Annotated in this window: 25 protein-coding genes; 13 read left to right on the top strand and 12 right to left on the bottom strand. The window is 72.1% G+C overall.

Features of this window, described 5'->3' with window-relative positions; genetic code table 11:
* Window positions 1-81 precede the first annotated feature (81 nt).
* From mshD to ABT354_RS34790, 3 genes are all read right to left on the bottom strand, one after another.
* Window positions 82-1,005 (bottom strand): mycothiol synthase, encoded by a 924-nt coding sequence (mshD, locus tag ABT354_RS34780; protein ID WP_351501367.1) that lies wholly within the window; start codon window positions 1,003-1,005, stop codon window positions 82-84.
* Between the two features lie 89 nt (window positions 1,006-1,094).
* Complete coding sequence (locus ABT354_RS34785; protein ID WP_351501369.1) at window positions 1,095-2,339, bottom strand: serine hydrolase domain-containing protein; 1,245 nt, start codon at window positions 2,337-2,339, stop codon at window positions 1,095-1,097.
* A 5-nt stretch (window positions 2,340-2,344) separates the two neighbouring features.
* Complete coding sequence (locus tag ABT354_RS34790) at window positions 2,345-3,601, bottom strand: serine hydrolase domain-containing protein (protein ID WP_351501371.1); 1,257 nt, start codon at window positions 3,599-3,601, stop codon at window positions 2,345-2,347.
* A gap of 424 nt (window positions 3,602-4,025) precedes the next feature.
* Between ABT354_RS34790 and ABT354_RS34795 the strand changes: the two genes are divergently transcribed.
* Together ABT354_RS34795 and ABT354_RS34800 are read left to right on the top strand one after the other, a co-directional pair.
* Entirely contained in the window at window positions 4,026-5,867 is a 1,842-nt protein-coding gene (locus tag ABT354_RS34795) for a bifunctional metallophosphatase/5'-nucleotidase (protein WP_351501373.1), read from the top strand.
* A gap of 142 nt (window positions 5,868-6,009) precedes the next feature.
* On the top strand, window positions 6,010-6,915 hold the full coding sequence (locus tag ABT354_RS34800; RefSeq protein WP_351501375.1) for a phosphatidylinositol-specific phospholipase C: 906 nt from the start codon (window positions 6,010-6,012) through the stop codon (window positions 6,913-6,915).
* A gap of 26 nt (window positions 6,916-6,941) precedes the next feature.
* On the opposite strand, the gene ABT354_RS34805 is transcribed toward ABT354_RS34800, so the two are convergent.
* The 5 genes from ABT354_RS34805 to ABT354_RS34825 form a co-directional block, all read right to left on the bottom strand.
* Window positions 6,942-8,336 carry a HAMP domain-containing sensor histidine kinase gene (locus tag ABT354_RS34805; RefSeq protein ID WP_351501432.1) on the bottom strand — a complete coding sequence of 465 codons (1,395 nt, stop codon included), beginning with the start codon at window positions 8,334-8,336 and terminating at the stop codon, window positions 6,942-6,944.
* 8 nt (window positions 8,337-8,344) lie between these two features.
* Window positions 8,345-9,073 (bottom strand): response regulator transcription factor, encoded by a 729-nt coding sequence (locus ABT354_RS34810; protein ID WP_351501377.1) that lies wholly within the window; start codon window positions 9,071-9,073, stop codon window positions 8,345-8,347.
* A gap of 97 nt (window positions 9,074-9,170) precedes the next feature.
* Entirely contained in the window at window positions 9,171-10,151 is a 981-nt protein-coding gene (locus ABT354_RS34815) for a S1C family serine protease (protein ID WP_351501379.1), read from the bottom strand.
* A 625-nt stretch (window positions 10,152-10,776) separates the two neighbouring features.
* The gene (locus ABT354_RS34820) at window positions 10,777-11,799 is read right to left on the bottom strand and encodes a LacI family DNA-binding transcriptional regulator (RefSeq protein WP_351501381.1); all 1,023 of its coding nucleotides are present in this window, start codon (window positions 11,797-11,799) and stop codon (window positions 10,777-10,779) included.
* A gap of 24 nt (window positions 11,800-11,823) precedes the next feature.
* Complete coding sequence (locus ABT354_RS34825; protein ID WP_351501383.1) at window positions 11,824-12,600, bottom strand: response regulator transcription factor; 777 nt, start codon at window positions 12,598-12,600, stop codon at window positions 11,824-11,826.
* Between the two features lie 488 nt (window positions 12,601-13,088).
* On the opposite strand from ABT354_RS34825, the gene ABT354_RS34830 reads away from it, so the two are divergent.
* From ABT354_RS34830 to ABT354_RS34840, 3 genes are all read left to right on the top strand, one after another.
* Window positions 13,089-13,343 carry a MoaD/ThiS family protein gene (locus ABT354_RS34830; protein ID WP_351501385.1) on the top strand — a complete coding sequence of 85 codons (255 nt, stop codon included), beginning with the start codon at window positions 13,089-13,091 and terminating at the stop codon, window positions 13,341-13,343.
* Between the two features lie 10 nt (window positions 13,344-13,353).
* Window positions 13,354-14,805, top strand: a complete 1,452-nt coding sequence (locus ABT354_RS34835) for a hypothetical protein (RefSeq protein ID WP_351501387.1) — start codon at window positions 13,354-13,356, stop codon at window positions 14,803-14,805.
* Between the two features lie 175 nt (window positions 14,806-14,980).
* Window positions 14,981-15,730, top strand: coding sequence for an LmeA family phospholipid-binding protein (locus ABT354_RS34840; protein WP_351501389.1), 750 nt, complete (start codon window positions 14,981-14,983; stop codon window positions 15,728-15,730).
* A 96-nt stretch (window positions 15,731-15,826) separates the two neighbouring features.
* Here ABT354_RS34840 and ABT354_RS34845 read toward each other — a convergent pair whose 3' ends face one another.
* Together ABT354_RS34845 and ABT354_RS34850 are read right to left on the bottom strand one after the other, a co-directional pair.
* Window positions 15,827-16,120: a hypothetical protein gene (locus ABT354_RS34845; RefSeq protein ID WP_351501391.1), complete on the bottom strand. Its 294-nt coding sequence runs from the start codon at window positions 16,118-16,120 to the stop codon at window positions 15,827-15,829.
* 93 nt (window positions 16,121-16,213) lie between these two features.
* Window positions 16,214-16,858 (bottom strand): TetR/AcrR family transcriptional regulator, encoded by a 645-nt coding sequence (locus ABT354_RS34850; protein ID WP_351501393.1) that lies wholly within the window; start codon window positions 16,856-16,858, stop codon window positions 16,214-16,216.
* 238 nt (window positions 16,859-17,096) lie between these two features.
* On the opposite strand from ABT354_RS34850, the gene ABT354_RS34855 reads away from it, so the two are divergent.
* The 4 genes from ABT354_RS34855 to ABT354_RS34870 all read left to right on the top strand — a co-directional run bounded on the left by ABT354_RS34855 (window position 17,097) and on the right by ABT354_RS34870 (window position 18,992).
* Complete coding sequence (locus ABT354_RS34855; RefSeq protein ID WP_350962106.1) at window positions 17,097-17,177, top strand: putative leader peptide; 81 nt, start codon at window positions 17,097-17,099, stop codon at window positions 17,175-17,177.
* A 174-nt stretch (window positions 17,178-17,351) separates the two neighbouring features.
* Window positions 17,352-18,197 carry a sulfurtransferase gene (locus ABT354_RS34860; RefSeq protein WP_351501395.1) on the top strand — a complete coding sequence of 282 codons (846 nt, stop codon included), beginning with the start codon at window positions 17,352-17,354 and terminating at the stop codon, window positions 18,195-18,197.
* Window positions 18,198-18,242: 45 nt separating this feature from the next.
* Window positions 18,243-18,530, top strand: a complete 288-nt coding sequence (locus ABT354_RS34865) for a DUF1416 domain-containing protein (RefSeq protein ID WP_328682098.1) — start codon at window positions 18,243-18,245, stop codon at window positions 18,528-18,530.
* 96 nt (window positions 18,531-18,626) lie between these two features.
* Window positions 18,627-18,992 (top strand): DUF3099 domain-containing protein, encoded by a 366-nt coding sequence (locus ABT354_RS34870; protein ID WP_502983560.1) that lies wholly within the window; start codon window positions 18,627-18,629, stop codon window positions 18,990-18,992.
* A 25-nt stretch (window positions 18,993-19,017) separates the two neighbouring features.
* Here the strand turns inward: ABT354_RS34870 and ABT354_RS34875 are convergent, their stop codons facing one another.
* A complete protein-coding gene (locus tag ABT354_RS34875) occupies window positions 19,018-19,383 on the bottom strand; it encodes a DsrE family protein (RefSeq protein WP_351501397.1) in 366 nt (121 codons plus the stop codon).
* Window positions 19,384-19,678: 295 nt separating this feature from the next.
* Here ABT354_RS34875 and ABT354_RS34880 point away from each other — a divergent pair, with 295 nt between their 5' ends.
* From ABT354_RS34880 to ygfZ, 3 genes are all read left to right on the top strand, one after another.
* Entirely contained in the window at window positions 19,679-20,266 is a 588-nt protein-coding gene (locus ABT354_RS34880) for a heme-binding beta-barrel domain-containing protein (protein WP_351501399.1), read from the top strand.
* Between the two features lie 106 nt (window positions 20,267-20,372).
* Window positions 20,373-20,810 (top strand): Fur family transcriptional regulator, encoded by a 438-nt coding sequence (locus ABT354_RS34885; protein ID WP_351501403.1) that lies wholly within the window; start codon window positions 20,373-20,375, stop codon window positions 20,808-20,810.
* Window positions 20,811-20,828: 18 nt separating this feature from the next.
* Window positions 20,829-21,794: a CAF17-like 4Fe-4S cluster assembly/insertion protein YgfZ gene (gene ygfZ, locus ABT354_RS34890; protein ID WP_351501434.1), complete on the top strand. Its 966-nt coding sequence runs from the start codon at window positions 20,829-20,831 to the stop codon at window positions 21,792-21,794.
* 82 nt (window positions 21,795-21,876) lie between these two features.
* Here ygfZ and dtd read toward each other — a convergent pair whose 3' ends face one another.
* Window positions 21,877-22,314, bottom strand: a complete 438-nt coding sequence (dtd, locus tag ABT354_RS34895; protein WP_351501404.1) for a D-aminoacyl-tRNA deacylase — start codon at window positions 22,312-22,314, stop codon at window positions 21,877-21,879.
* 149 nt (window positions 22,315-22,463) lie between these two features.
* On the opposite strand from dtd, the gene ABT354_RS34900 reads away from it, so the two are divergent.
* Window positions 22,464-23,111, top strand: coding sequence for an RsiG family protein (locus tag ABT354_RS34900; RefSeq protein WP_351501406.1), 648 nt, complete (start codon window positions 22,464-22,466; stop codon window positions 23,109-23,111).
* Window position 23,112 lies beyond the last annotated feature (1 nt).

A 23,112-nucleotide genomic window follows, 5' to 3' on the forward strand; every position in this document is an offset into this window, starting at 1 on the left:
CCGGGCGACCGGGTGGTCACCCGGAGCGGCGATCACCCGGGGCTGCGGTCACCCCGGGGTGGCGGGCCGGCGGGGAGCGGGTCAGGACTCCGTGCGGTACATCAGGTCCATCTCGTACGTGGTGAAGCCCAGCCGTTCGTAGACGGCGAGGGCGGCGGTGTTGTCGGCGTCGACATAGAGCATCGCGGCGGGCAGTCCCCGGTCGGCGAGATGGCGCAGCCCGATCGCGGTGAGCGCCTTGCCGAGCCCGCCGCCCTGGGCGCCCGGCCGGACGCCGACGACATAGACCTCGCCCAGGCGCTCGGCGGTGTGGACCTTGGTCCAGTGGAAGCCGACGATCTCGCCGTCGCGCTCGGCGAGGAAGAAGCCCTCGGGGTCGAACCAGGGCTCGGCCTTGCGGTCGTCCAGATCACGCTGGGTGAGCGAGCCCTGTTCGGGGTGGTGGGCGAAGGCGGCGGCGTTCACCGCGAGCCAGGCGGTGTCGTCCTGCCCGGGGACGAAGGTCCGTACGGTCACCCCCGGCGGCAGCACCGGCTCGGGGATGTCGAGCGGGGCGAGCGGGCGGCGCAGCTGCCGCAGCTCGCGGAAGAGGGTGAGACCGAGGACCTGGGCCAGATGGCGGGCGGCGGACTTGCCGCCGTGCGCCCAGACCCGGAGCCGTTTCCCGGAGGCGGCGAGCAGCGCGCTGCCGAGCGCCCGCCCATGGCCGCGCCCCCGGTACGCGGGGTGCACCACCAGCTCGGCGGCGGGCGCCTCGACCGGGTCGACATCCTCCAGCTGGGCGTATCCGGTCAGCTCCCCGCCGACGGTGAGAAGAAGGTGCCGCACCCCTTCGCGCCTGCCGCCCCGCAGCTGGAGCCGGCCCTGCTCGGAGACGGCCTGCGTCCCGTCCGCCTCGGCGGCGTCCGCGAGCAGTGCCAGTACCGCCCCGGCCTGCTCCGCCGTCAGCTCGTCGAGGCTCTCGATCTGCCGTCCGGGCCCCGGGATCACTGCGTCAGTCGTCATGGGGGAAGCCTACGGCGGCGAGGCGGCCGGGCCACGGATCGGGTGAGGGCTCCCGGGCGGGTGGTCGGGCCGCCCGGGAGGTGTGGGGGTCAGCGGGGGAGGGCCGGCGGGAGCTGGGTGGTGGTGGGGGCCTTGGTGCGGGCGGTGGGGCCGCAGAAGGCGGCCTCGGTGACGGCGGAGCCCGAGTCCACCCAGTCGCCGTTGAGGTTGAAGGCGAGCTGGCGGCTGCCGTCCTCGGTGGTGGCGGCCAGGGAGAGGGAGCCGACGATGCCGCCGGAGTGGGACCACAGCTTGGTGCCGCAGCTGGTGGTGAAGGTGTAGATGCCGAGGCCGTAGCCGATGCCGCTCATCGGGACGGTGGTCTTCATGGCGTCGAGCTGCTTCTTCGGCAGCAGTGTGCCGCGCATCAGGGCGCTGAAGAAGCGGTTGAGGTCACCGGTGGTGGAGATGATGTCGCCGTCGGCCCAGCCCTGGGAGCCGTTCATCTCGGTCCCGTCGTGGACCGGTGCCTGCGGTCCCAGGTAGAGGGTGGTGTACGCGCGGCTGTGCGGGCGGGGCATATGGATGCTGTTGCCGGGCTGGCTGGTGGAGCGGAGCTTCAGCGGCTTGATGATCCGCTTCTTCACCTCGTGCTCATAGCTCCGGCCGCCCACCTTCTCGATGATCAGCCCGGCGAGGACGTAGTTGGTGTTGGAGTACTCGGCCCGGTCGCCGGGGGCGAAGACCGGGGGGTGCCCCATGGCCACGCCGATATGGAACTCGGGGGCGAGGGTGTCGTAGCGGTGCTTCAGGAAGCCCTCGCCGATCAGGTACTTCTCCGCGTACGCGGGGTCGTTCAGATAGTCGTAGAGGCCGCTGGTGTGGTTGAGCAGCTGCCGTACGGTGATCTTGGCCCCGTCGTTGCCGTTGCCGCGCACCAGCCCGGGGAGGTGCTTCTCCACGGTGTCGTCCAGCTTCAGCCGGCCCTCGGCCTCCATCTGGAGGAGGACGGTGGCGACGAAGGTCTTGGTGATGCTGGCGATCCGGAAGCGGTCGTTCACATTGCGGGGCTTGCCGGTGGTGAGGTCGCCGGTGCCGGATTCGCTCTTCCAGGTGCCGTGCCGGTCGCTCCGGGTGGCGGCGACCACCCCGGGGGCGCCTTCGGTGACCAGCGCGTCCATCGCCCGCTGGATCGCCTGGTGGTGCGGCGGGGCGGGCGCGGGGGCCGCCTGGGCGGGGGCGGTGAAGGCGGTCGCGGCCACCGCCGCCGCCGCGAGGCCCACCGCGCCCGTGCGCAGGGTCCGTACGGTGCGTATCCGAGTGCTCCGGGTGCTCCGGGTGGTGCTCCGGGTCATGCCGGTCACTCTCCGTTCCGGGCGTGGGTGGCGAAGTCCAGGGCGTCGGTGGCGGGGGTGCCGGCCGACGGGGTGCGGGAAGCCGGGCTCCCGGGTGCGGGCTTGCCGCAGAAGGCCACGTCCAGCAGTTGGAGGAACCCGGTGGCGTTCGCCCAGTCGCCGTTGAGGTTGAAGGTGAACTGCCGGGAGCCGTCCGCCGTGGTGAAGGAGGCGGAGAGCGAGCCGATCCAGCCGCCGGTGTGGCCCCAGATCTCGGTGCCGCAGCTGGTGGTCTCCCTGCCGAGCCCCAGCCCGTATCCGGAGACCCCGTCGTCCGAGTGGCGGCTGAGGGTCTTCATCGCCTTCAGCTGCTTCGGCGGCAGCAGCTTCCCGGTGAGCAGGGCGCGGTTGAAGCGGTTGAGGTCGTCCGAGGTGGCGATCATGTCGCCCTCCGCCCAGGACTGCGAGGCGTTCTGGAGGGTCACATCGTGGACCGGCCCGCTGCCGTCCTCGGTCAGGGTGGAGTACGCGCGGCTGCTGCGCTTCGGCATCAGCGAGCTGTTCCCCGGCGCGCTGGTGCCCCGCAGCTTCAGCGGCTCGACGATCCGCCGGTGGACCTCGTCCTCGTACCGGTTGCCGGTCACCTTCTCCAGGATCAGCGCGGCCAGGATGTAGTTGGTGTTGGAGTACGCGTACTGGGTGCCGGGTTTGAAGTCGGGCCGGTGGGACAGGGCGACGGCGACGGCCGCCTGGGGTGTGCGGTAGTCGTAACGGTGCTTCAGGAAGCCGTCCCCGAGGACGTACTTCTCCCGGTACGGCCGGTCGCCGAGGTAGTCGAAGACCCCGCTGGTGTGGTTGAGCAGCTGCCGTACGGTGATCTTGCGCCCGTCGTTGCCGTTGCCCCGTACCAGCCCGGGGAGGTGCTTCTCCACGGTGTCGTCCAGCTTCAGCCGCTTCTCGGCGACCAGCTGGAGCACGACGGTGGCGACAAAGGTCTTGGTGATGCTGGCGATCCGGAAGTGGTCCCGGTCGCCGCGCGGCTTGCCGGTGCGCAGACTGCCGACACCGGCGGCGCTGTTCGTGACCTTCCGGCCGTCCCGGAGCTGGGCGGTGACCCCGGGGATCCCGGAGGCCACGATGGCGTCCATCGCCCGCTGGATCTCCTGGTGCTGCGGCGGGGCGGGCGCGGGGGCCGCCTGGGCGGGGGCGGTGAAGGCCCCTGCGGTGACCGCCGCGACGACGATCCCCACGCCACCCGTGCGGACTCTGTTCCGTGCGTACATCCTCATGCTCCTCACTCGGACCCGTGCGGGCACGGGTCGTCCGGTGTCGCGGTGTCGCCGGGCGGCCGTACGGACGTGGGGACGAGCGGGAGGAACGGCCGGGTGGTGCCTTGCGGGAACCGCGTGCGCTGCCGGGCCCGGGGCGGTGGCGCACGGCCCGGACGGTGACTGTGACCGCGACCGTCCGGCCGCCCCGGGCCGGCATCGTCTCAAGGGACCCCGGCGGACGTCCCGGGGTTGATCGTTCGGCCACCGATGGCCGAAGACCGCTACTTGGCCGAAAAGAGTCGCTTTGGGAGGGAGTGGTGCGGGGAAAGGGGAGGACGGCAATCAGGTCGTAATCTCACCCCTCTGTCGCGCTACGCGCGTTGACCCTAGGCTGCCGCTCGCAGCCCGCATACCGGCGCCGACCACAAGGGGAGCGATGTCAGCCAGATCGCGCAGCAGCATCACCGGATCCACCAGCAAGCGCAGCCGTCGCCTACTCGCGGCGGCGGCCGGACTCACCACACTCGGCGCCCTGGTCGCCGCGATGCCCACCGCGGGGGCGGACGAGTCCCGCGAGCGCGGTCACGGCCAGGGGCACGGCCACGGTCACGGCCGGACGGTCGATGTCCAGCTGCTCTCCTTCAACGACTTCCACGGCCACCTCCAGCCGCCCACCGGCTCGGGCGGCCGGGTCACCCACACCAACCCCGACGGAACCACCCGCACCATAGACGCGGGCGGTGCCGAGTATCTGGCGACCCATCTGCGCGAGGCCCGCAAGGGCAAGCGCTACTCCGTCACCGCCGCCGCGGGCGACCTCATCGGCGCGACCCCCATGCTCTCCGGGCTCTTCCACGACGAGCCCTCCGTCGAGGCGCTGAACCAGCTCGACCTCGATGTCTCCTCGGTCGGCAACCACGAGTTCGACGAGGGGGCCAAGGAGCTGGCCCGGATCCAGAACGGCGGCTGTCACCCCACCGAGGGCTGTTACGAGCCGGGCCGGAAGTTCAAGGGCGCCGAGTTCCCGTACCTCACCTCCAACGTCACCCACGAGAAGAACGGCCGGCCGCTGCTCGACCCGTACTTCATCTGGGAGAAGAACGGCGTCCGGATCGGCTTCGTCGGCGTCACCCTGGAGGGCACGCCCGACATCGTCAACGCCGAGGGCATCAAGGGCCTGAAGTTCCGCGACGAGGTCGAGTCGATCAACAAGTACGCGAAGATCCTGGAGCGCAAGGGCGTCAAGGCGATCGTCGCGCTGCTGCACGAGGGCGGCTCCCCGGCCTCCTCCTCGTACAACTACAACTGCGACAGCCCGGGCCCCGGCGACGGCATCTCCGGTCCGATCGTGGAGATCGCCAAGAACGTCAGCCCCCAGGTCGACGCGATGGTCACCGGCCACACGCACCAGGCGTACGCGTGCACCATCCCGGACCCGTCCGGCAAGCCGCGCATGGTGACCTCGGCGGCGTCGGCGGGCCGGCTCTACACCGACACCACGCTGACCTACGACCGCCGCACCCGTGATGTCGTGCGCACCGCCGTGCAGTCGGCCAACCATGTCGTCACCCGCGATGTCCCCAAGGCGCCGGACATGACCCGGCTGATCGACCGCTGGAACACGCTGGCGGGCCCGATCGCCAACCGTCCGGTCGGGCATATCGCCGCCGACATCGAGAACCCGCTCTCCGAGGCCGAGCGCCCGCTCGGCAATCTGATCGCCGACGCCCAGCTGGCCGCGCTCTCCCCGGCCGACAAGGGCGGCGCCCAGCTGGCGCTGATGAACCCGGGCGGTATCCGCGCCCCGCTCACCCGCGCGGCCTCCGGCGCCGAGGGCGACGGGGTGGTGACCTACGGCGAGGCGTTCACCGTCCAGCCGTTCACCAACATGATGAATGTGGTCGACCTGACCGGTGCCCAGCTGCTCACGACCCTGCGCCAGCAGGTCAGCGGCTCCAACCAGGGCTCCCCGAAGATCCTCCAGGTGTCGAAGGGCTTCACCTACACCCTGGACATGACGAAGGCGGGCGCGGACCGGATCGTCACCGACTCGGTGCGGCTGAACGGTGAGCCGATCGACCCGGCGCGGACCTACCGGGTCGCCATGAACGAGTTCCTGACCGGTGGCGGCGACGGCTTCTCGGTTCTGAAGGAGCACACCAACAAGCTGGTGGGCGCCTCCGACCTGGATGTCTTCATCGACTACCTGGCCAAGAACTCCAGCGCGACGGCGCCGCTGGCGCCTCCGGCCCTGGGCCGGATCACCGTGGTGAAGTGACCCCGGAGCACCGGCTTCCGGAGCGTTGTCTCCCGGGTGGGTGAACGAGGAGGGGCGGCGGGTCATCGGACCCGCCGCCCCTCCGGCGTACCCGGCCCGCCCGCTCTTCCTTTCTTGTCGTGTCCACGACATGATGCGGGTCATGGAGAGACGGAGCCTGCTCACCGCCGCCGCGGCCCTGACCGCGACCGCCGCCCTCACCCCGCCGTCCGCCGCCCTCGCCGCGCCCCGCCGGCCCCGGACCCGTACCCACCGGTCCGGAGAACGCCGCCCCCTCGCCACCGCCGACTGGCTGGCGGCCCACCCGGACACCACCCCGCTCCAGCGGCTGACGATCCCCGGCACCCATGACTCCGGCGCCCGCTTCGGCGGCCCCTGGGCCGAGTGCCAGAACACCACCGTCGCCGAGCAGCTGAACAGCGGCGTCCGCTTCCTCGACATCCGCTGCCGGATCACCGGCGACTCCTTCGCCATCCACCATGGCGCCGCGTTCCAGAACATGATGTTCGGCGATGTCCTCATCGCCTGCCGGGACTTCCTCGCCGCGCACCCCTCCGAGACGGTGCTGATGCGGGTCAAGCAGGAGTACTCGCAGGAGTCCGACGCCGCCTTCCGCCGGATCTTCGACCTCTACCTCGACCAGAAGGGCTGGCGCCCCCTCTTCCGGATCGCCGACGGCCTGCCGGTGCTCGGCGCGGCCCGGGGCCGGGTGGTCCTCCTCGCCGACAACGGCGGACTCCCCGGCGTCCGCTGGGGCGACGGCACGCTCTTCGACATCCAGGACGACTGGAACGCCGCCCCCGCCGCCAAGTACCCGAAGATCGAGGCCCACTTCCGCAAGGCGACCGCCCAGCCGGGCCGGCTCTTCGTCAACCACGTCTCCACCGCCGCCTACCTCCCCCCGCGCTGGAACTCCGACAACCTCAACCCCCGCGTCCACACCTTCCTGGACGGCGCGGCGAACGGCTGGCGGGGGCTCGGGATCGTCCCGCTGGACTTCGTGGGGACGCGGCAGGGGCTGGTGGAGTCGCTGATCCGCCACAACTGAGCCTGTGGCGGCGCCCGCCCATGGGCTCAGGGCTTCCCGGGTGGAGGCACCGGGGCGCCCGGGAGTTGGATCAGGGCTCGGGTGCCGCCGCCCGTCGCGGGTTCCAGGCGGACCTCGCCGCCCGCCTGGTGGATCGTGCGGGCCACGATCGACAGGCCGAGGCCGGAGCCCGGGAGGGCGCGGGCCGACGGGGAGCGCCAGAAGCGTTCGAAGACATGGGGCAGCTCGTCCGCCGGGATGCCGGGGCCGTGGTCCCGTACGGTCAGGGTGCCGCCGCGCAGCCGGACCTCCACCGTGCCCCCGGGCGGCGAGAACTTCACCGCGTTGTCCAGGACGTTCACCAGCGCCCGCTCCAGCGAGGCCGGTTCGGCGCGGACGAACCACGGGGAGAGATCCGTCGAGAACGTCAGCCCGGGGCCCCGCAGCCGCGCCCGGGAGAGCGCCGTCGTGGTGATCTCGTGCAGCCCCACCACCGTCAGCGGACCACTGCGGACCGCGTCCGGCCGGGACAGCTCCTGGAGATCGCCGATGAGCGACGCCAGCTCCGCGGTCTGCGCCTGGACCGACTCCAGCAGCGCCCGCCGGTCGTCCGGCGGGATCGCCCTGCCGGTCCGCTCGCTGCGCGCCAGCAGCTCCACATTGGTCCGCAGCGAGGTCAGCGGGGTGCGCAGCTCATGGCCCGCGTCCGCGATCAGCCGCGCCTGGCGGTCCCGGGAGGAGGCGAGCGCCGCCGTCATCGAGTTGAACGAGCGCGACAGCCGGGCGATCTCGTCCTCGCCCTCCATCGGGATACGGACGGTCAGATCCTCGGTGCGCGCCACATGCTCCACCGCCTCCGTCAGCTGGTCGACCGGCTTCAGACCGGCCCGCGCGACCCAGAGACCGGCCGCGCCCGCGCCCAGCACCCCCACCCCCGCGAGCCCGGTGAGCAGCAGCGCCAGCCGGTCGAGCGCGGTGGTGATCTCGTCCAGCGGCCGGGAGACCGAGACGGTGAACTCCTGGCCGTCCCCGACACCCATCCGGTACGTATGCACCCGTACCGGCGCGCCCCGGTCGGTGACGCTGTTGTGGAGGGTGCTCTCCAGGGAGCCGTTAACCACACCGAGGTCCGAGGGTTTCACCTTGACGGGGATGGAGTACGGGGCGACACAGCGGCTGCCGTCGGGGAGCACGATCTGGGTGTACGCGAACTCGCTGGTGCTCTGGACCGCGGGCGGCCCCGCGCAGCCGGCGACGGCCTGCTTCACCTGGAGGTCGGAGGCCCGGCTGTTCTTGAGCGAGGTGTTCAGCTCGTCGTACAGCTGCCCCCGGGTGAGCAGCCAGGAGACGACGGCGACCGCCGCCACGGCGATGGCGACGGCCGTGGCCACCAGCAGGGCGAGCCGGGATCTGAGGGGGAGCGTACGGAACCGGCGGACCAGGCCGCCGCTCACGCCTCACCGCCGCGCAGGACATATCCGACCCCGCGCACCGTATGCACCAGCCGGGGCTCACCGCCCGCCTCGGTCTTGCGGCGCAGATACATCACATACACATCCAGGGAGTTCGAGGTGGGCTCGAAGTCGAAGCCCCAGACCGCCTTGAGGATCTGCTCCCTGGTCAGCACCTGACGGGGGTGGGCCAGCAGCAGTTCCAGCAGGGTGAACTCGGTACGGGTCAGCTCCACCGCCCGGCCGCCCCGGTGCACCTCACGGGTGGCCACATCCATCCGCAGATCGGCGAAGGAGAGCACGTCGTGGCCGTCCCCGCCGGACAGCTCCCCACCGGGCTGGGTGTACGAGCTGCGCCGCAGCAGCGCCCGGATCCGGGCGAACAGCTCGTCCAGCTCGAACGGCTTCACCAGATAGTCGTCGGCCCCGGCGTCCAGACCGGTGACCCGGTCGCCGACGGTGTCGCGCGCGGTCAGCATCAGGATCGGCACGGTGGACCCGGTGGAGCGGATGCGCCGGGCGGCGGTCAGCCCGTCCATCCGGGGCATCTGGATATCGAGGACCAGCAGATCGGGGCGGTAGCTCTCCGTCTTGGCGAGGGCGTCGAGGCCGTCGACGGCGATCTCGGTGGCGTACCCCTCGAAGGCGAGGCTGCGCCGGAGCGCCTCGCGCACGGCGGGCTCGTCGTCGACGATCAGGATGCGTTCGCCTTCACGGGGAGTCGTCATCTCCCCAGATTCCCATGAGGCGGCCGGTTCCCCCGCAGTGGCGGGTTCCCCCGGACGGGCGGGTTCCCATGAGGCGGCGGGGCTGCCGGGGCCCGGCTCAGCCGTCGCCGTCACGGAGATCCCCGAGCACGCCCTTCACGGTGTCGGACGGGATGGCGAAGCCGAGACCGACACTCCCGGCGGCGCCGTTGGCGGCGGCCGGCGAGTACATCGCGGAGTTGATGCCGATGATCTCCCCGCGCATATTGATCAGCGCGCCGCCGGAGTTGCCGGGGTTGAGCGCGGCGTCGGTCTGGATGGCGTCGTAGGTGGTCCGCTGCTCACCGGTCTCCCCGTTGAACTGCCGTCCGCCGTACTCGAAGGGCCAGCCGTCGCTCCGCTGCCGCTGCTCCGTCAGGCCGGGTTCCCGGGCCACGGTCACCTCGCGGTCGAGGGCGGAGACGATCCCGCTGGTCACGGTGTTGGTCAGACCGGAGGGGGAGCCGATGGCCACCACCTGGTCGCCGACGTTGACCGCCTCGGAGTCGCCGAGGGTCGCGGCCTTGAGCCCGGAGGCGTCCTTGACCTTGATCAGCGCCAGATCCTTGCCGGGGTCGGTGCCGATGACATCCGCGGTACGGGTGGCTCCGTCGCTGAGGCGTACGGAGACGGTCCCCGAGCCGGAGATCACATGGTTGTTGGTGATGATCTCGCCGTCCGGGGTGATGATCACTCCCGATCCGGTGGAGCCGCCCTCCGCCCGGATCTCGACGGTGCTGGGCATGACGGCCTGGGTGACCCCGGCGACGGTGCCCGCCGAGCCGGTGGAGACCTGGGTCCCCTGGACGGCGGCGGCCGCGTGGCCCGGGGCGTCCTCCCCGGAGACCTGGTCGAGCAGGGCGAACGTACCGCCGCCGACCGCCGCGGCGATCACGGCGACCGCGAGCAGCAGGGCGACGGGCCGCCGGGCACGGGCGATCCGGGGCGCGGGGGAGGCGGCCGGGGGATGTGCGGGCGGCTCCGGCCAGAGGGTGCCGGGGTAGGGGTCGGTCGTCGGCTGGGGGCCCTGTTCCTGCTGGTCGCGATAGTGGTCCGTCATGCTCACGACTGTCGCGCGGCTGTATGAGAACCGTCTGAGCCGGTGCTGAGAACGGCCGAAGAAGAGGGTGGGAAAGGGCTGAGCGGTGGGAAAGGGCTGAGCGGGTGGGCGAGGACCGAGGTCCCGGGGCCTGGGGGCCTGTGGTCCGCCGGGCGGGGCGGCCCGGGGCGGGTCCGAACAGATCATCCACGGGTGAAGCCGCCCCCGACCGCACCCCCGCCCCTCCCCGGCCGTCGGATGATCGCCCCGTCTCCGTCGGCCGACCGAGTGGGTGGGAAATGGCCTGGTTCTGTCCTCGGTGCGAGCGCCCCGAAGCCGTCGCCCATGTGGAGAACCCGAACGGGCTGCACCCGTTCCCCTGTCTCTTCTGCGACCACACCACCGTCCTCGGCCCGCCGCTCGGGACGGTCGGGGCCCAGGGGCTCTGCGGAACACCCGGGTGCGGCGGAACGGTCACCGAGGTCTTCGGGTACGACGCCGCCGGGCGGCTGGCCGAGGTACGGCGGGAGGCGTGCCCCGTGTGCGGTCCTGAGGACGGGTGCCCCGGGGGGTGCCCCGTGTGCGGCCCTTGAGGCGGTGCCCCTGGGAGCGGGTGCCCCGGGGCGCCGGGGCCACGGACGGCGGCTCAGTCGCAGCCGCAGGAGCGCCGGATGACCAGCCCCGAGGGGAACTGCCGCACCCGCTCGCGCCGGGAGCCCGCCAGCCGCAGCCCCTCGTCCAGGACGAGATCGACGGCGGCCCGCGCCATCGCGGGACGGTCGGACGCGACGGTGGTCAGCGGCGGATCGGTGAGATGCGCTTCCTTCACATCGTCGAAGCCCGCCACCGCCAGCTCCCGGGGGACGTCGATCCGCAGTTCACGGGCGGCCCGCAGCACCCCGATGGCCTGGTCGTCGGTGGCACAGAAGATCGCGGGCGGGCGGTCGGGCCCGGCCAGCAGCTTCAGGGCCACCTGATACGCCTCGTAGCGGTTGAACGGTGCCTTGACCATCCGGCCCTCGACCGAGCGGCCCGACTCCAGCATCGCCCGCCGCCAGCCCTCGACATGGTCGGTGACCGGGTCGCCGACCGGCGGGGTGGTGTCGGGGCCGCCGAGGCAGAGGACGTACTCGTTGCCGTGCTCCAGCAGATGGCGGACGGCGAGCTGGGCGCCGCCGATGTCATCGGTGACCACGGCCACGTCGTCCACCCCCTCGGGACGCTCGTGCAGCAGCACCACCCGCGCCTCCCAGGCCTCGATCTCCTGGGCCGCCTGCTCGGTGAGGCCCTGGCTGACCAGGACGAGACCGGCCACCCGCATCCCGAGGAAGGCCCGCAGATAGTGGACCTCGCGCTCACGGCGGTAGTCGGAGTTGCCGACCAGGACCATCTTTCCGCGCTCGGCCGCCGCCTGTTCCACGGCATGGGCCATCTCCGCGAAGAAGGGCTGCCGGGCATCCGGGACGATCATGCCTATGAGGTCGGTCCGCCGGGAGGCCATGGCCTGGGCGACCCGGTCGGGCCGGTACCCCAGCTCCTTGATCGCGGCGAGTACCCGCTCGCGCGTGGCCGGGGCGACCGGCCGGGGTCCGTTGTTGATGACGTAACTGACGACAGCGGTCGAAGTCCCCGCCAGTCGTGCAACGTCGTCCCGCGTCACCTTGGCCACGCGCGGCAGTCTACGCGGGGTGACCTACCTCTGGGCAGGGCGTACGGCCGCCTTGTGCCGCCTCGCGGGATCCGCCGGACGGGAGGGGGGCGCACTCGCCGAGGGGGCCTCCCGCTCCGCCTTCTCCGCCTTCTCCGGCGAGACGAAGCGGTATCCCACATTCCGGACGGTGCCGATCAGCGACTCGTGCTCCGGTCCGAGCTTGGCGCGCAGCCGCCGCACATGGACATCGACGGTACGGGTGCCGCCGAAGTAGTCGTATCCCCAGACCTCCTGGAGGAGCTGGGCCCGGGTGAAGACCCGGCCCGGGTGCTGCGCCAGATACTTCAGCAGCTCGAACTCCTTGAAGGTCAGATCCAGCACCCGCCCCTTGAGCTTGGCGCTGTAGGTGGCCTCGTCCACCGAGAGATCGCCGTTGCGGATCTCCATCGGGGAGTCGTCCACACCGAGCTGCCGGCGGCCGAGGCCCAGCCGCAGCCGTGCCTCCACCTCCGCCGGGCCGGCGGTGTCGAGCAGGACGTCGTCCACACCCCAGTCGGCGGTGACGGCGGCGAGACCGCCCTCGGTCACCACCAGGATCAGCGGACAGCTGAGGCCGGTGGAGCGCAGCAGCTGGCAGAGGGAGCGCACCTGCGGCAGATCGCGGCGCCCGTCGACGAGGATCACATCGGCGCCGGGGGTGTCCACCAGCGCGGGGCCCTCGGCGGGGGCGACCCGCACACTGTGCAGCAGGAGTCCGAGCGCGGGCAGCACCTCCGTCGACGGCTGGAGGGCGTTGGTCAGCAGCAGCAGAGTGCTCATCGCGCCCCACCCGCCCCTCGCCCGGTCCGCACCCTGCGGCTGGTATGGCTGTGCACGGTTCGCTCGCCCATTGCGTCGGTTCCTCCTCGGTCCCCGCGAGGACATGGTGCTGCGGCCCTGCTTCGTACGGTTGGTTCACCTGCCTGTAACAACGAGCAGGAAACACAAAAGGACCCGGGGGCTGCGTCGCCCGGATCCTCTTCCGGCCACCATAACGCAGAAGCGGTCCGCCGCAGAGGGCCGATGCGCACCCCTTGTCGTACCGCTGACGCGTTACGGACCGGGCCCGCCGCCCGGGGGCTCCTCGTACGAAACCCCTCGTACCCCCCTTAATACCTCGGATGCCCGCCGGACCGAAGCGCTCCGACCGACACGGACACGGGAACCCGGGGAGCGGACACCGCCGGACAGCCGGGGGCACACCGGCTCCACCGGCCCGGGGAGCGCCGGGCATGGCCCATGATGGATCCCGACGAAGGGAGTCGCGCATGCCGGCGGGGACGATCCGCTACTGGGCCGCGGCCAAGGCGGCGGCCGGTACGCCGGAGGAGCCGTACACGGCGGGCACGCTCGCCGAGGCGCTGAAGGTGGTGCGCCAGCGGCACCCCGGGGAGCTGACCCGCGTCCTGGAGCGGTGCTCGTTCCTGGTCGACGGGGATCCCGTCGGGGGGCGGGCCCATGAGACCGTACGGCTGGCCGACGGCGGCACGGTCGAGGTGCTCCCGCCGTTCGCAGGAGGGTGAACCGCACAGCATGAGCAGTGATCAGCAGTATCCGTACGGGGAACAGCCGTATCCGGCGCCGTATCCGGGGGAGCAGCAGCCCCCGTCCGGGGCCCCCGAGCCGCAGGACCCGTATCAGCGGCAGCCGTATCCGCAGCAGCCGCAGCAGTACGGGCAGCAGCAGCACCCCGTACCGCAGCAGCATCCCGTACAGCAGTACGGGCAGCAGCAGGAGTACGGGCAGTCGCAGGGGTACGGACAGCAGCCCCATCCGTACGGTCAGCAGCCGCAGGGGTACGGGGCGTACGGGCAGCAGCCCCAGGGCCCGGCCTATCCGCAGCCCGCGGCACCCGCGCACCAGGACGCCGCCGCCCAGACCTGGGAGGGCGAGACCTGGGACACCACCTACCAGCCCGTCGTCCCGCCCGCCCTCCTGGACGCGCCCGCGCCGGCGCCCCGGGGGGACGCCTCGGCGACCGCCTATCTCCCGCCGGTGCCGCCGGCCGGGGACCGGTCCGCCCCGCCCGGGGCCGGGACCCCGCCGCCGCACGGCGCGGCGCCCGCCCGGCGGCGGCAGCACGGCGCCCGCCCGGTGACCGGCTCCGTGCCGCTGCCGCCCGAGGCACCCGCCGCGCCGGAGCCCGCGGCCCAGGGCCCTGCGCCCACGGCTCCCGCCGCCGGGCCCGAGGGGTACACCACCCCCACCACCAGCGGCTCCGTCCGCCTCACCGACGCCCAGCGGGCCCGTGCCGAGGGGCGTTCCCCGATCATCGCGCCGGGCATCCAGCCCGCCGTGCTCACCGCCGGTCTCGCGGTGCTCCTCGCCGGGGGCGCCGCCGTCCACACCTACGCCCTGCTGATACCGCTGGTCCTGCTCCAGGCGGTCACCGCCGCCGGATGGTTCCGGCTCAACGGCATGTGGCCCGCGCGCCAGGGCATCGCGCTCGCCTTCGCCGGGGGCCTGGCCGCCGACGCCGCGCTGCTGGCGGCGGGCAAGGAGCACGCGCCCACCGCCGTCCTCGGCACCCTCGGCGTCTGGGTCCTGATCACCCTCGTCCTCCAGCTGCGCAGCCGCGCCGGGGCGGACGAGCGGATGTCCGGGCTGATGGCGACGGTCGTCTCGGCGGCCCTCGCGATCCTCACGACCGCCCTGCTGGCAGCGCCGGACGAGGCCGTCGTCGCGGGCGCCCTCGCGGTCGCCGGTGCCGTGGTGGTCCGGGCGCTGCCGCTGCCCGGACCGGTCTCCCTGGTGGCCGCGCCGCTCGCGGGCGCCGGGACGGCGGTCGTCGCGGCGGGCTTCCTCGCACTGGGCGCGACCGACGCCGCGCTGCTGGGCCTGGCGGCCGGAGTGCTCGCCCTGGTGGGGCTGCGGGTGGCCAGTTATGACTACCCGTCGCGCTTTGTCCACTTCACCGCCGGTGTCGCCCTGCCGTTGACCGCCGCCGCGCCCGCCCTGTATGTCCTGGGACGGGTGCTGACCTGATGTTCCGGGACGGCCGCTGATCCGAGCCGGCCCGGCCGGCCCCCCGGGGCGACCGGAACCGAAGCCCCCGCCCGGGGCGTCGATGTCTGAAAGGCGTCGTCGTTTCCGGGCCCTCCCGGAGCCGGGGGGAAGGGCGCGTACACGACGGACGACAAGAGGGTGGGACCACCGGACCATGCGTGCACTGCGAATATCGATGATCACGGTCGTGGTCCTCGGGATCCTCTTCGTCGCCGCCGACCGGATCGCGGTCATGATCGCGGAGAGTGAGGCGGCCGACCGGATCCGGAGCACCCAGGGACTCTCCGCCACCCCCGAGGTCTCCATCAAGGGCTTCCCCTTCCTCACCCAGGTCGCGGGCAAGCATCTGGAGGCGGTGGACATCAGCGTCTCCGGTCTGGACGCCTCGGCCGGGGGCCACACCGTGGAGGTCTCCGAGGTACGGGCCGAACTGGTCGATGTGGAGATCGCCGGGAACTTCACCACGGCCGTCGCGGGCCGGGCCGAGGGCTCCGCCCGGATCTCGTACGAGGATCTGACCAAGGCCGCGCCCAAGGGCGCCACGGTCACCTACGCGGGTCCGGAGCGGGCGGCGAAGGGGCAGGTCAAGATAGCCGGACCGGCGCTCCAGCTGCTGAAGAGCGCGGGCATCGAGGTGCCCGAAACGGTCCGGGGGATGCTGTCGGGCGAGGAGATCGTCGTCCACAGCACGGTCGAGCCCGCCGAGGGCGGCGCGGTGCGGCTGAAGGCCGACTCGCTGCCCGATGTCCCGGTGCCGGGGTACGACGGGCAGCTGCGCCAGGCCGTCGACTACGAGATGCAGATCGACGGACTGCCGGCCGGGATCCGGCTGGACCGGGCGAAGGCGTCGGAGACCGGGCTGACCTTCCTGGGGACCGGCCGCGACGTGTCGCTGGTGGGCTGAGGCCCCGGCGTCTCCCAGGCGTCTCCCCGGGGTCTCCCCGATGGGCCCGAGGCCCCGGCCCGCCCGCCCCGGCCGGGCTCTCGCGGGACCCGTGGCTCAGCCGGGCATCATCGTCAGCAGCCGGATCCCCGACCCCGCCAGCGTGAGCACCACCGGCGCGTACCACCAGCCGGAGACCAGCCGGCGCCGGTGCAGCGCCTCGGTCGCCATCTCCGTGAACCACGCCAGATGCAGGGCCGCGATGGCGGCGATCCCGGCGGTGGCGCCCTCGCCGGTCCAGCCGAGGACGAGGGCGTACGCCGTCACCGCGTTCGCCCCGGTCAGCGCGGCCCGGCTCCAACCGGCGGCGGCGCGGTCCACCGTCCCCCCGCCGCTCTCCGTCGTCGCCATGGATCCCCGTCCCCCCGGTCGGTGTCTTACCACCGAGGACGCGGGGGATGCCGTGCCGGATGCGCCCGAAAGGGATCAGTCCGTGCGGGCGGGTCAGTCCGTGCGGGCCGATCGGTCCGTGCGGGCCGGGCCGATCAGCCGGGCCAGCTGACGGCCCGCGATCAGCAGCGGCCGTTCGTCGCGGGAGACCTGGGCGGCCAGCTCGGCGCCCTCCAGGGTGCAGATGACCATGACGGCCAGCTCGGCGGCCTCGTCGCCGGGCATGCCGCTCGCGCGCAGCCTGGTCTCCACGATCTCCTGCCAGCGGGCGAAGGCGGTGCTCGCCGCCCGCTGGATGTCGGGCAGCCGGCCCGAGGTGCCCAGGGCGGTCGCGGTGACGGGACAGCCGTCCCGCCAGTCGGAGGCGCGCAGCCCCTCGGCGAGGTCGAGGGTGACGGCGACGACCGCCTTCGCCGGGTCCGGCTCCGCGTCCAGCAGCTCCCGCAGGATCGCGGAGAACTCCTCGTCGCCCCGGTGGACGGCGGCGACCGCCAGCTCCTGTTTGCCGCCCGGGAAGAAGTGGTAGACCGAGCCGAGAGTCGCCCCGGCCTCCTGTGAGATCTGCTTGATGCCGGTGCCGTCGTACCCCTGCCGCTGCATCAGCAGGGAGGCCGCCCGGACGATCCGCTCCCGGGTGCCGGGAAGGGCGTCCGTCTCCTCGGTGCCCGGAGCCCCGGGCGCGCTGGTCCTGGTCCTCATCCGTCGAATCTACTGGATGGAACGTCCATTACAGAAGGGGCGACCGGGCGGCGATGGACGCCCCGGCCGCATGGTGAGACGACTTCGTCCGAGGGGTAGAAGGGTGCCCTCCGGCGGGCCTCGGCCCGACCCCGGCGGACCGCTCGTCACCGGCCCGCATTCCGCATCCTGGACTTTCTCGTCTCATTATCCGACACAACGGTGACATGGCGGCCGACTCGTCCCTACGATCGGACCCATGAAGCGACAGGCGGACCTCACGAAGCGGCGGGCAGTCGACCTGTGCCGCGTCGCCGCCATGCTCTGTCGCGCCGTCTGAGCGGGACCCCGTACGACGAGCGGGAAGTCCCACGCGCTCTCTCCGCCCCGGCCCTTCCATCCCTGAGGCCCTTCCACCTCTGATCAGGGCCGCCCCCGCGGTTACGCCGCCTCTCACGCGTACCGCGCAGTCTCCACGCACCACCGCCGCACACTGCCCCGGAGGAGAAACAGCATGAGCCGCAGCGACGTCCTGGTCGACGCCGACTGGGTCGAGGCGCACCTCGACGACCCGCAGGTCGCCCTTGTCGAGGTCGACGAGGACACCTCGGCGTACGAGAAGAACCACATCCGGAACGCGATCCGGATCGACTGGACCAAGGACCTCCAGGACCCGGTCCGCCGCGACTTCATCGACCAGGAGGGCTTCGAGAAGCTCCTCTCCGCCAAGGGCATCGCGAACGACACCACCGTCGTGCTCTACGGCGGCAACAACAACTGGTTCGCCTCCTACGCCTACTGGTACTTCAAGCTCTACGGCCACGACAGCGTCAAGCTGCTCGACGGCGGTCGCAAGAAGTGGGAGCTGGACTCCCGGGACCTCGTGGACGGCGACCAGGTGCCCGAGCGCGCCGCCACCGAGTACCGCGCCCAGCCGCAGAACCTCGCGATCCGCGCCTTCCGTGACGACGTCGTCGCCGCGATCGGCACCCAGAACCTGGTCGACGTGCGCTCCCCCGACGAGTTCAGCGGCAAGCTGCTCGCCCCGGCCCACCTCCCCCAGGAGCAGTCGCAGCGGCCGGGCCACGTGCCCACCGCGCGCAACATCCCCTGGTCGAAGAATGCCAACGACGACGGCACCTTCAAGTCCGACGACGACCTGCGTGCCCTCTACGAGAACGAGAAGGTCGACCTGGCGAAGGACACCGTCGCCTACTGCCGCATCGGTGAGCGCTCGGCCCTGACCTGGTTCGTCCTGCACGAGCTGCTGGGCGTCGACAACGTCAAGAACTACGACGGATCCTGGACCGAGTACGGCTCGCTGGTCGGCGTGCCGATCGAGCTGGGCGCGGCGAAGTAGCCCGTCCCGCAGCAGAACCGACCCGCGGACATTTGGAGCAGCAGTATGTGTGGAGCGAAGGCAGGCGGACCCGACGCCTCGACCATCAAGCCCGGTGAGACGACGATCCAGGGCCAGGTGACCCGTAACGGCGAGCCCGTGACCGGCTATGTCCGGCTGCTGGACTCGACCGGCGAGTTCACCGCGGAGGTCCCGACCTCGGCGACCGGACAGTTCCGGTTCTACGCCGCCGAGGGCACCTGGACCGTGCGCGCCCTGGTGCCGGGCGCCACGGCGGACCGTACCGTCGTCGCGCGGACCGGTGGTCTGGCCGAGGTCGCCATCGCGGTCTGACGCGTAGCCGACGCCCCTACCGCGCGGTCGCGCGGACGGGCACCATGAACGGCCGGAGGGCCGCACCCCCGGGGGTTGGACGCCACTGGATCCGGGGTGCGGCCCTTCGGCGCGCCCGGACACCCGCGCCCGGCTGTCCCCGCTTCCGGAGGCACGGAGGCCCGGAGGGGGGCGGCGCGGCGCCGCCGGTCGTACGCTGGAGACATGTACGCACGGCGGCGGCGTGCCTATTTCGTGCTGATGGGCGTCTGCCTCTTCCTCTTCGTCTCCGCCTGGTCGTTCGTCCGGCTGTTCTCGGTCCCGGCGGCGGTGGCGCTCTGCGTCGTCGCCATGGTGATCCCGCCGATCGCGGTGATCGTCGCCAATCGGCGGGGGCCGGACGACCGCTGGTGGGACGATCCGTCCGGCGACCCCGAGTCCGACCGGTGGTGGGACGAGCTGGACGGGAAGCCCCGCCGCTGAGCCCCCGAGGAGCCCGGCGCGGGTGTCAGTAGACGAGCGCCTGGACGCCGTCCGCCATGATCTCGCCGACGAAGACCTGCGCCCCGGCGATCCGCGCCCCCTCGATCAGGTCGCCCTCCCCGATGTCCCGGCGGGCCGCGCACTGGGTGCAGACGGTGATCGTGCCGCCCCCCGCCTGGATCGACTCGATCAGATCCGGCAGCGGGGCCGCGTGCGGCAGCTCGAACTCCGCCGCCCGGCCCGGCAGCGCGAACCATGTGGACTCGCCGGTCAGCCAGAGCGAGACCTCGACCCCGCTGGCGACGGCGACGGCCGCCACGGTGAACGCCTGGGAGCAGCGCTCCGGTCCGTCGGCACCTGCGGTCACCTTGATCACGAGCTTCTTGTCCATGGCCCGAACTGTAGTCCGGCCCCGGCCCCGCCCCCCGGCGCGCCGGACCGGTGCGGGGGCGCCCTCGCAGAGAGGGCCGGGCCCCCACCCATTAGGCTGGTGCCCGGCCCGTACAACGCCCATCGCGCACCCGAGGAGCACTCCGTGCAGCTGTTTTTCGAAGCCCTGCTGGTCCTGGTCTGCATCGGCGTCGGCGCCTTCGCCCTGCTGACCGTGAAGAAGCTGTACCAGGGCCAGCGCTGACGTCCCGGCCGGCCGCATCCCACCTCGCCTCTACAGATCGCCAGAGCTGCCCATGATCGAGATTCCGTCCGACCTCAACCCGGACCTCGTCCCCCTCGCCTTCCTCCTCGGTACCTGGGAGGGCGCGGGTGTCGCCGACTTCCCGGGCGCCGAGAAGTGCAACTTCGGCCAGTCCGTCACCTTCAGCCACGACGGCCGTGACTTCCTTGAGTACGCCTCGCACTCCTGGGTGCTGGACGCCGAGGGGAACCAGGTCAAGCCGCTGGAGAGCGAGCACGGCTACTGGCGGATCGACAAGGACCGCAAGGTCGAGATCGTCATGGTCCGTGACCAGGGCATCGTGGAGGTCTGGTACGGCGAGCTGGCCGACCAGAAGCCGCAGATCGACCTGGCGACCGACGCCGTGGCCCGTACCGCCGCGTCCGGCCCGTACAGCGGTGGCAAGCGGCTCTACGGCTATGTGAAGAGCGACCTGATGTGGGTGGGCGAGAAGGCCACCCCCGAGGTCCCGCTGCGGCCGTACATGTCCGCGCATCTGAAGAAGGTCACGGCCGCCCGTACCGTCACCCCCGAGGAGGTCGAGTCCTGGGCCAAGGACCTCGGTGACCTTCCGGACGACGGCATCGCCTTCTTCCGCTGAGCCGGTCCCCTCGCCGAGCCGCGCGCTCCGCTGAGCCGCACCCCGCACGCCCCCGGTTTCCGTCGAGCCGGGGGCGTTCGCGATCCGCCTGCCTACACTGGTACGCGTGGTGAGCACCGACTGGAAGAGCGACCTGCGGCGGCGCGGCTACCGCCTGACGCCCCAGCGACAGCTGGTACTGGAGGCCGTCGACGCGCTGGATCACGCGACCCCCGACGGCATCCTCTGCGAGGTGCGGAAAACCGCCGCCGGGATCAATATCTCCACGGTCTACCGGACCCTGGAGCTGCTGGAGGAGCTGGGCCTGGTCTCCCACGCCCACCTCGGCCACGGCGCCCCCACGTACCACCTGGCCGACCGGCACCACCACATCCATCTGGTCTGCCGGGACTGTACGGGGGTGATCGAGGCCGATGTCGAGTGCGCGGCGGAGTTCACCGCCAAGCTCCGGGAGAGCTTCGGCTTCGACACCGATCTCAAGCACTTCGCGATCTTCGGCCGCTGCCGCTCCTGCACGGCTGAGGCTTCAACTACCGAGTCGTAGGCTTTCCCCATGTCCTCTGTGAAGAGCCCTCTGCTGTCCCAGCCCGGCGCGGTCCCCGCCGAGGGAGCCGACGAAGGTGTCGCCGCGCACTACGGCGACCTCTTCCGTGAACAGCGCTCCCTCGCCGACGGCGCGGGCCTGGTCGACCTCTCCCACCGCGGCGTGATCGCCGTCACCGGCGAGGACCGGCTCAGCTGGCTCCATCTGCTGCTCACCCAGCACATGACCGAGCTGCCGGTGGGGCGGGCGACCGAGGCGCTGATCCTCTCCTCCAACGGCCATATCGAGCACGCCCTCTATCTGGTCGACACCGGGGACACCGTCTGGGCCCATGTCGAGCCCGGGACCCAGGGCGAGCTGGTGGCCTATCTGGAGTCGATGAAGTTCTTCTACCGGGTCGAGGTCGCCGACCGTACGGACGACACCGCGGTGGTCCATCTCCCCGCCGGGTCGATCGCCGAGGTGCCCGAGGGCGCCGTGGTCCGGGAGACCGCGTACGGCCGGGATCTCTTCCTGCCCCGGGAGAAGCTGGAGGAGTACGCCGCCGCGCACGGCCCGCTCGCCGGGATCCTGGCGTACGAGGCGCTGCGGGTGGAGGGCCACCGGCCGCGGGTCGGCTTCGAGACCGACCATCGCACCATCCCGCACGAGCTGGGCTGGATCGGTACCGCCGTCCACCTCCAGAAGGGCTGCTACCGGGGGCAGGAGACCGTCGCCCGGGTGCAGAACCTCGGCAAGCCGCCGCGCCGGCTGGTCTTCCTCCACCTGGACGGGAGCGAAGTGCTGCTGCCGGCGCCGGGCACCCCGATCCGGCTGGCGGCGGACGGCGAGGAGGGCCGGAAGCTGGGCTTCGTCACCACCTCGGCCCGCCACCACGAGCTGGGGCCGATCGCGCTGGCGCTGGTGAAGCGGAATGTGCCGGTGGACGCGGAACTGATCGCGGGGACGACGGCGGCGGCGCAGGAGACCGTGGTCGAGCCCTGACACCCACCGGGCCGGGGCTCCGTGCGGGTCCGGACCTCCAGCCGGCACGGGGCTCCGTGCCGGCTCGGACCTTCAGCCGGGCTCAGACCTCCAGCAGGACGGTGAACGGCCCCTGGTTGGTCAGCGAGACCCGCATGGACGCCCCGAACCTGCCGGTCTCCACCCGTGCCCCCAGCTCCCGCAGCTGCCGCACCACCTCGTCCACCAGGGGTTCGGCCACCGGACCCGGCGCGGCCGCGTTCCAGGTGGGGCGGCGGCCCTTCCGGGCGTCCCCGTAGAGGGTGAACTGCGAAATCACCAGCAAGGGCGCATTCACCTCCGAGCAGGACTTCTCGCCCTCCAGAATGCGCATCGACCACAGTTTCCTGGCGAGCTGCGCCGCCTTCGCCGGTGTGTCGTCGTGGGTGACCCCCACCAGCACACACAGCCCCTCGCCGAAGATCTCGCCGACCGTTCCGGCGTCGTCCCCGTCCGTCACGGCGACACTCGCGCCGTCCACCCTCTGCACCACCGCACGCATACAGACCAACCTATCTGGGGCTGAACGGGTGCAGAGCACCTGCGTCGGGTGCGTCCGGAATGGCACGATGCAGACAGGCGGTGCGCCACCCCGGCCCCCCTGGCCCCCGGGGAGATCCGTGCACCGGTCGAGGGGACGGACGCAGGCATATGAGCACATCTGGAACCGGGCAGCCGATCGGTCCCGTATCGACTCCCGGACTCCCGCTTCCGACGGTGGTGGGGGCGGTGCCGGCCGTGGGGACACGGGCCGCCCGGCGCACCCCCCAGCCCCGGGCGACCACCGACGCCCTCACCGACCCGCCGCAGTACGATCTGCGCGCCCTGCGCCTGCCCGAACTGCGCATCCTGCGCCGGGAGTCCCAGCGCGACGAGGCCGATCTCAGCTATGTCCGGCGGATGCTCCACGGGCGGATCGACATCCTCCGCGCCGAGCTGGCCCGGCGGACCGACGACCGGACGCCGCTGGTGCGCAGCCTGGTCGTGGACCGGCTCTCGGAGATCCTCGCCGACGCCCCTTCCCGGCACCGCAGACCCGCACGCCATGTGACGCTCTGCACACCGCAGAACGAGGAGTACCGCAGGATCGCCGCGGACATGCTGGCCGATGTGGAGCTGTCGGACCTCTCGGCCAGGACCGATGAGGAACTCCACGCGGGAATGGGCCGGCTGGGCCGGTACGAGCAGCAGATCTCGCGCCGCCGGCAGCTCCTTCAGCGGACAGCGGACGACTGTAGTGCGGAGATTGCGCGGAGGTACCGTGAAGGAGAAGCGCAAGTAGACGACCTGCTGACCTGAA

The organism is Streptomyces sp. NPDC000594, assembly GCF_040299965.1.
Lineage (GTDB): Bacteria > Actinomycetota > Actinomycetes > Streptomycetales > Streptomycetaceae > Streptomyces.

What these genes read in the sequence shown, in the direction of transcription:
- mshD (WP_351501367.1), bottom strand. Translation starts at nt 1,005, where the DNA reads ATGACGACTGACGCAGTGATCCCGGGGCCCGGACGGCAGATCGAGAGC.
- ABT354_RS34785 (WP_351501369.1), bottom strand. Translation starts at nt 2,339, where the DNA reads ATGACCCGGAGCACCACCCGGAGCACCCGGAGCACTCGGATACGCACC.
- ABT354_RS34790 (WP_351501371.1), bottom strand. Translation starts at nt 3,601, where the DNA reads ATGTACGCACGGAACAGAGTCCGCACGGGTGGCGTGGGGATCGTCGTC.
- ABT354_RS34795 (WP_351501373.1), top strand. Translation starts at nt 4,026, where the DNA reads ATGTCAGCCAGATCGCGCAGCAGCATCACCGGATCCACCAGCAAGCGC.
- ABT354_RS34800 (WP_351501375.1), top strand. Translation starts at nt 6,010, where the DNA reads ATGGAGAGACGGAGCCTGCTCACCGCCGCCGCGGCCCTGACCGCGACC.
- ABT354_RS34810 (WP_351501377.1), bottom strand. Translation starts at nt 9,073, where the DNA reads ATGACGACTCCCCGTGAAGGCGAACGCATCCTGATCGTCGACGACGAG.
- ABT354_RS34815 (WP_351501379.1), bottom strand. Translation starts at nt 10,151, where the DNA reads ATGACGGACCACTATCGCGACCAGCAGGAACAGGGCCCCCAGCCGACG.
- ABT354_RS34825 (WP_351501383.1), bottom strand. Translation starts at nt 12,600, where the DNA reads ATGAGCACTCTGCTGCTGCTGACCAACGCCCTCCAGCCGTCGACGGAG.
- ABT354_RS34830 (WP_351501385.1), top strand. Translation starts at nt 13,089, where the DNA reads ATGCCGGCGGGGACGATCCGCTACTGGGCCGCGGCCAAGGCGGCGGCC.
- ABT354_RS34835 (WP_351501387.1), top strand. Translation starts at nt 13,354, where the DNA reads ATGAGCAGTGATCAGCAGTATCCGTACGGGGAACAGCCGTATCCGGCG.
- ABT354_RS34840 (WP_351501389.1), top strand. Translation starts at nt 14,981, where the DNA reads ATGCGTGCACTGCGAATATCGATGATCACGGTCGTGGTCCTCGGGATC.
- ABT354_RS34845 (WP_351501391.1), bottom strand. Translation starts at nt 16,120, where the DNA reads ATGGCGACGACGGAGAGCGGCGGGGGGACGGTGGACCGCGCCGCCGCC.
- ABT354_RS34850 (WP_351501393.1), bottom strand. Translation starts at nt 16,858, where the DNA reads ATGAGGACCAGGACCAGCGCGCCCGGGGCTCCGGGCACCGAGGAGACG.
- ABT354_RS34855 (WP_350962106.1), top strand. Translation starts at nt 17,097, where the DNA reads ATGAAGCGACAGGCGGACCTCACGAAGCGGCGGGCAGTCGACCTGTGC.
- ABT354_RS34860 (WP_351501395.1), top strand. Translation starts at nt 17,352, where the DNA reads ATGAGCCGCAGCGACGTCCTGGTCGACGCCGACTGGGTCGAGGCGCAC.
- ABT354_RS34865 (WP_328682098.1), top strand. Translation starts at nt 18,243, where the DNA reads ATGTGTGGAGCGAAGGCAGGCGGACCCGACGCCTCGACCATCAAGCCC.
- ABT354_RS34875 (WP_351501397.1), bottom strand. Translation starts at nt 19,383, where the DNA reads ATGGACAAGAAGCTCGTGATCAAGGTGACCGCAGGTGCCGACGGACCG.
- ABT354_RS34880 (WP_351501399.1), top strand. Translation starts at nt 19,679, where the DNA reads ATGATCGAGATTCCGTCCGACCTCAACCCGGACCTCGTCCCCCTCGCC.
- dtd (WP_351501404.1), bottom strand. Translation starts at nt 22,314, where the DNA reads ATGCGTGCGGTGGTGCAGAGGGTGGACGGCGCGAGTGTCGCCGTGACG.
- ABT354_RS34900 (WP_351501406.1), top strand. Translation starts at nt 22,464, where the DNA reads ATGAGCACATCTGGAACCGGGCAGCCGATCGGTCCCGTATCGACTCCC.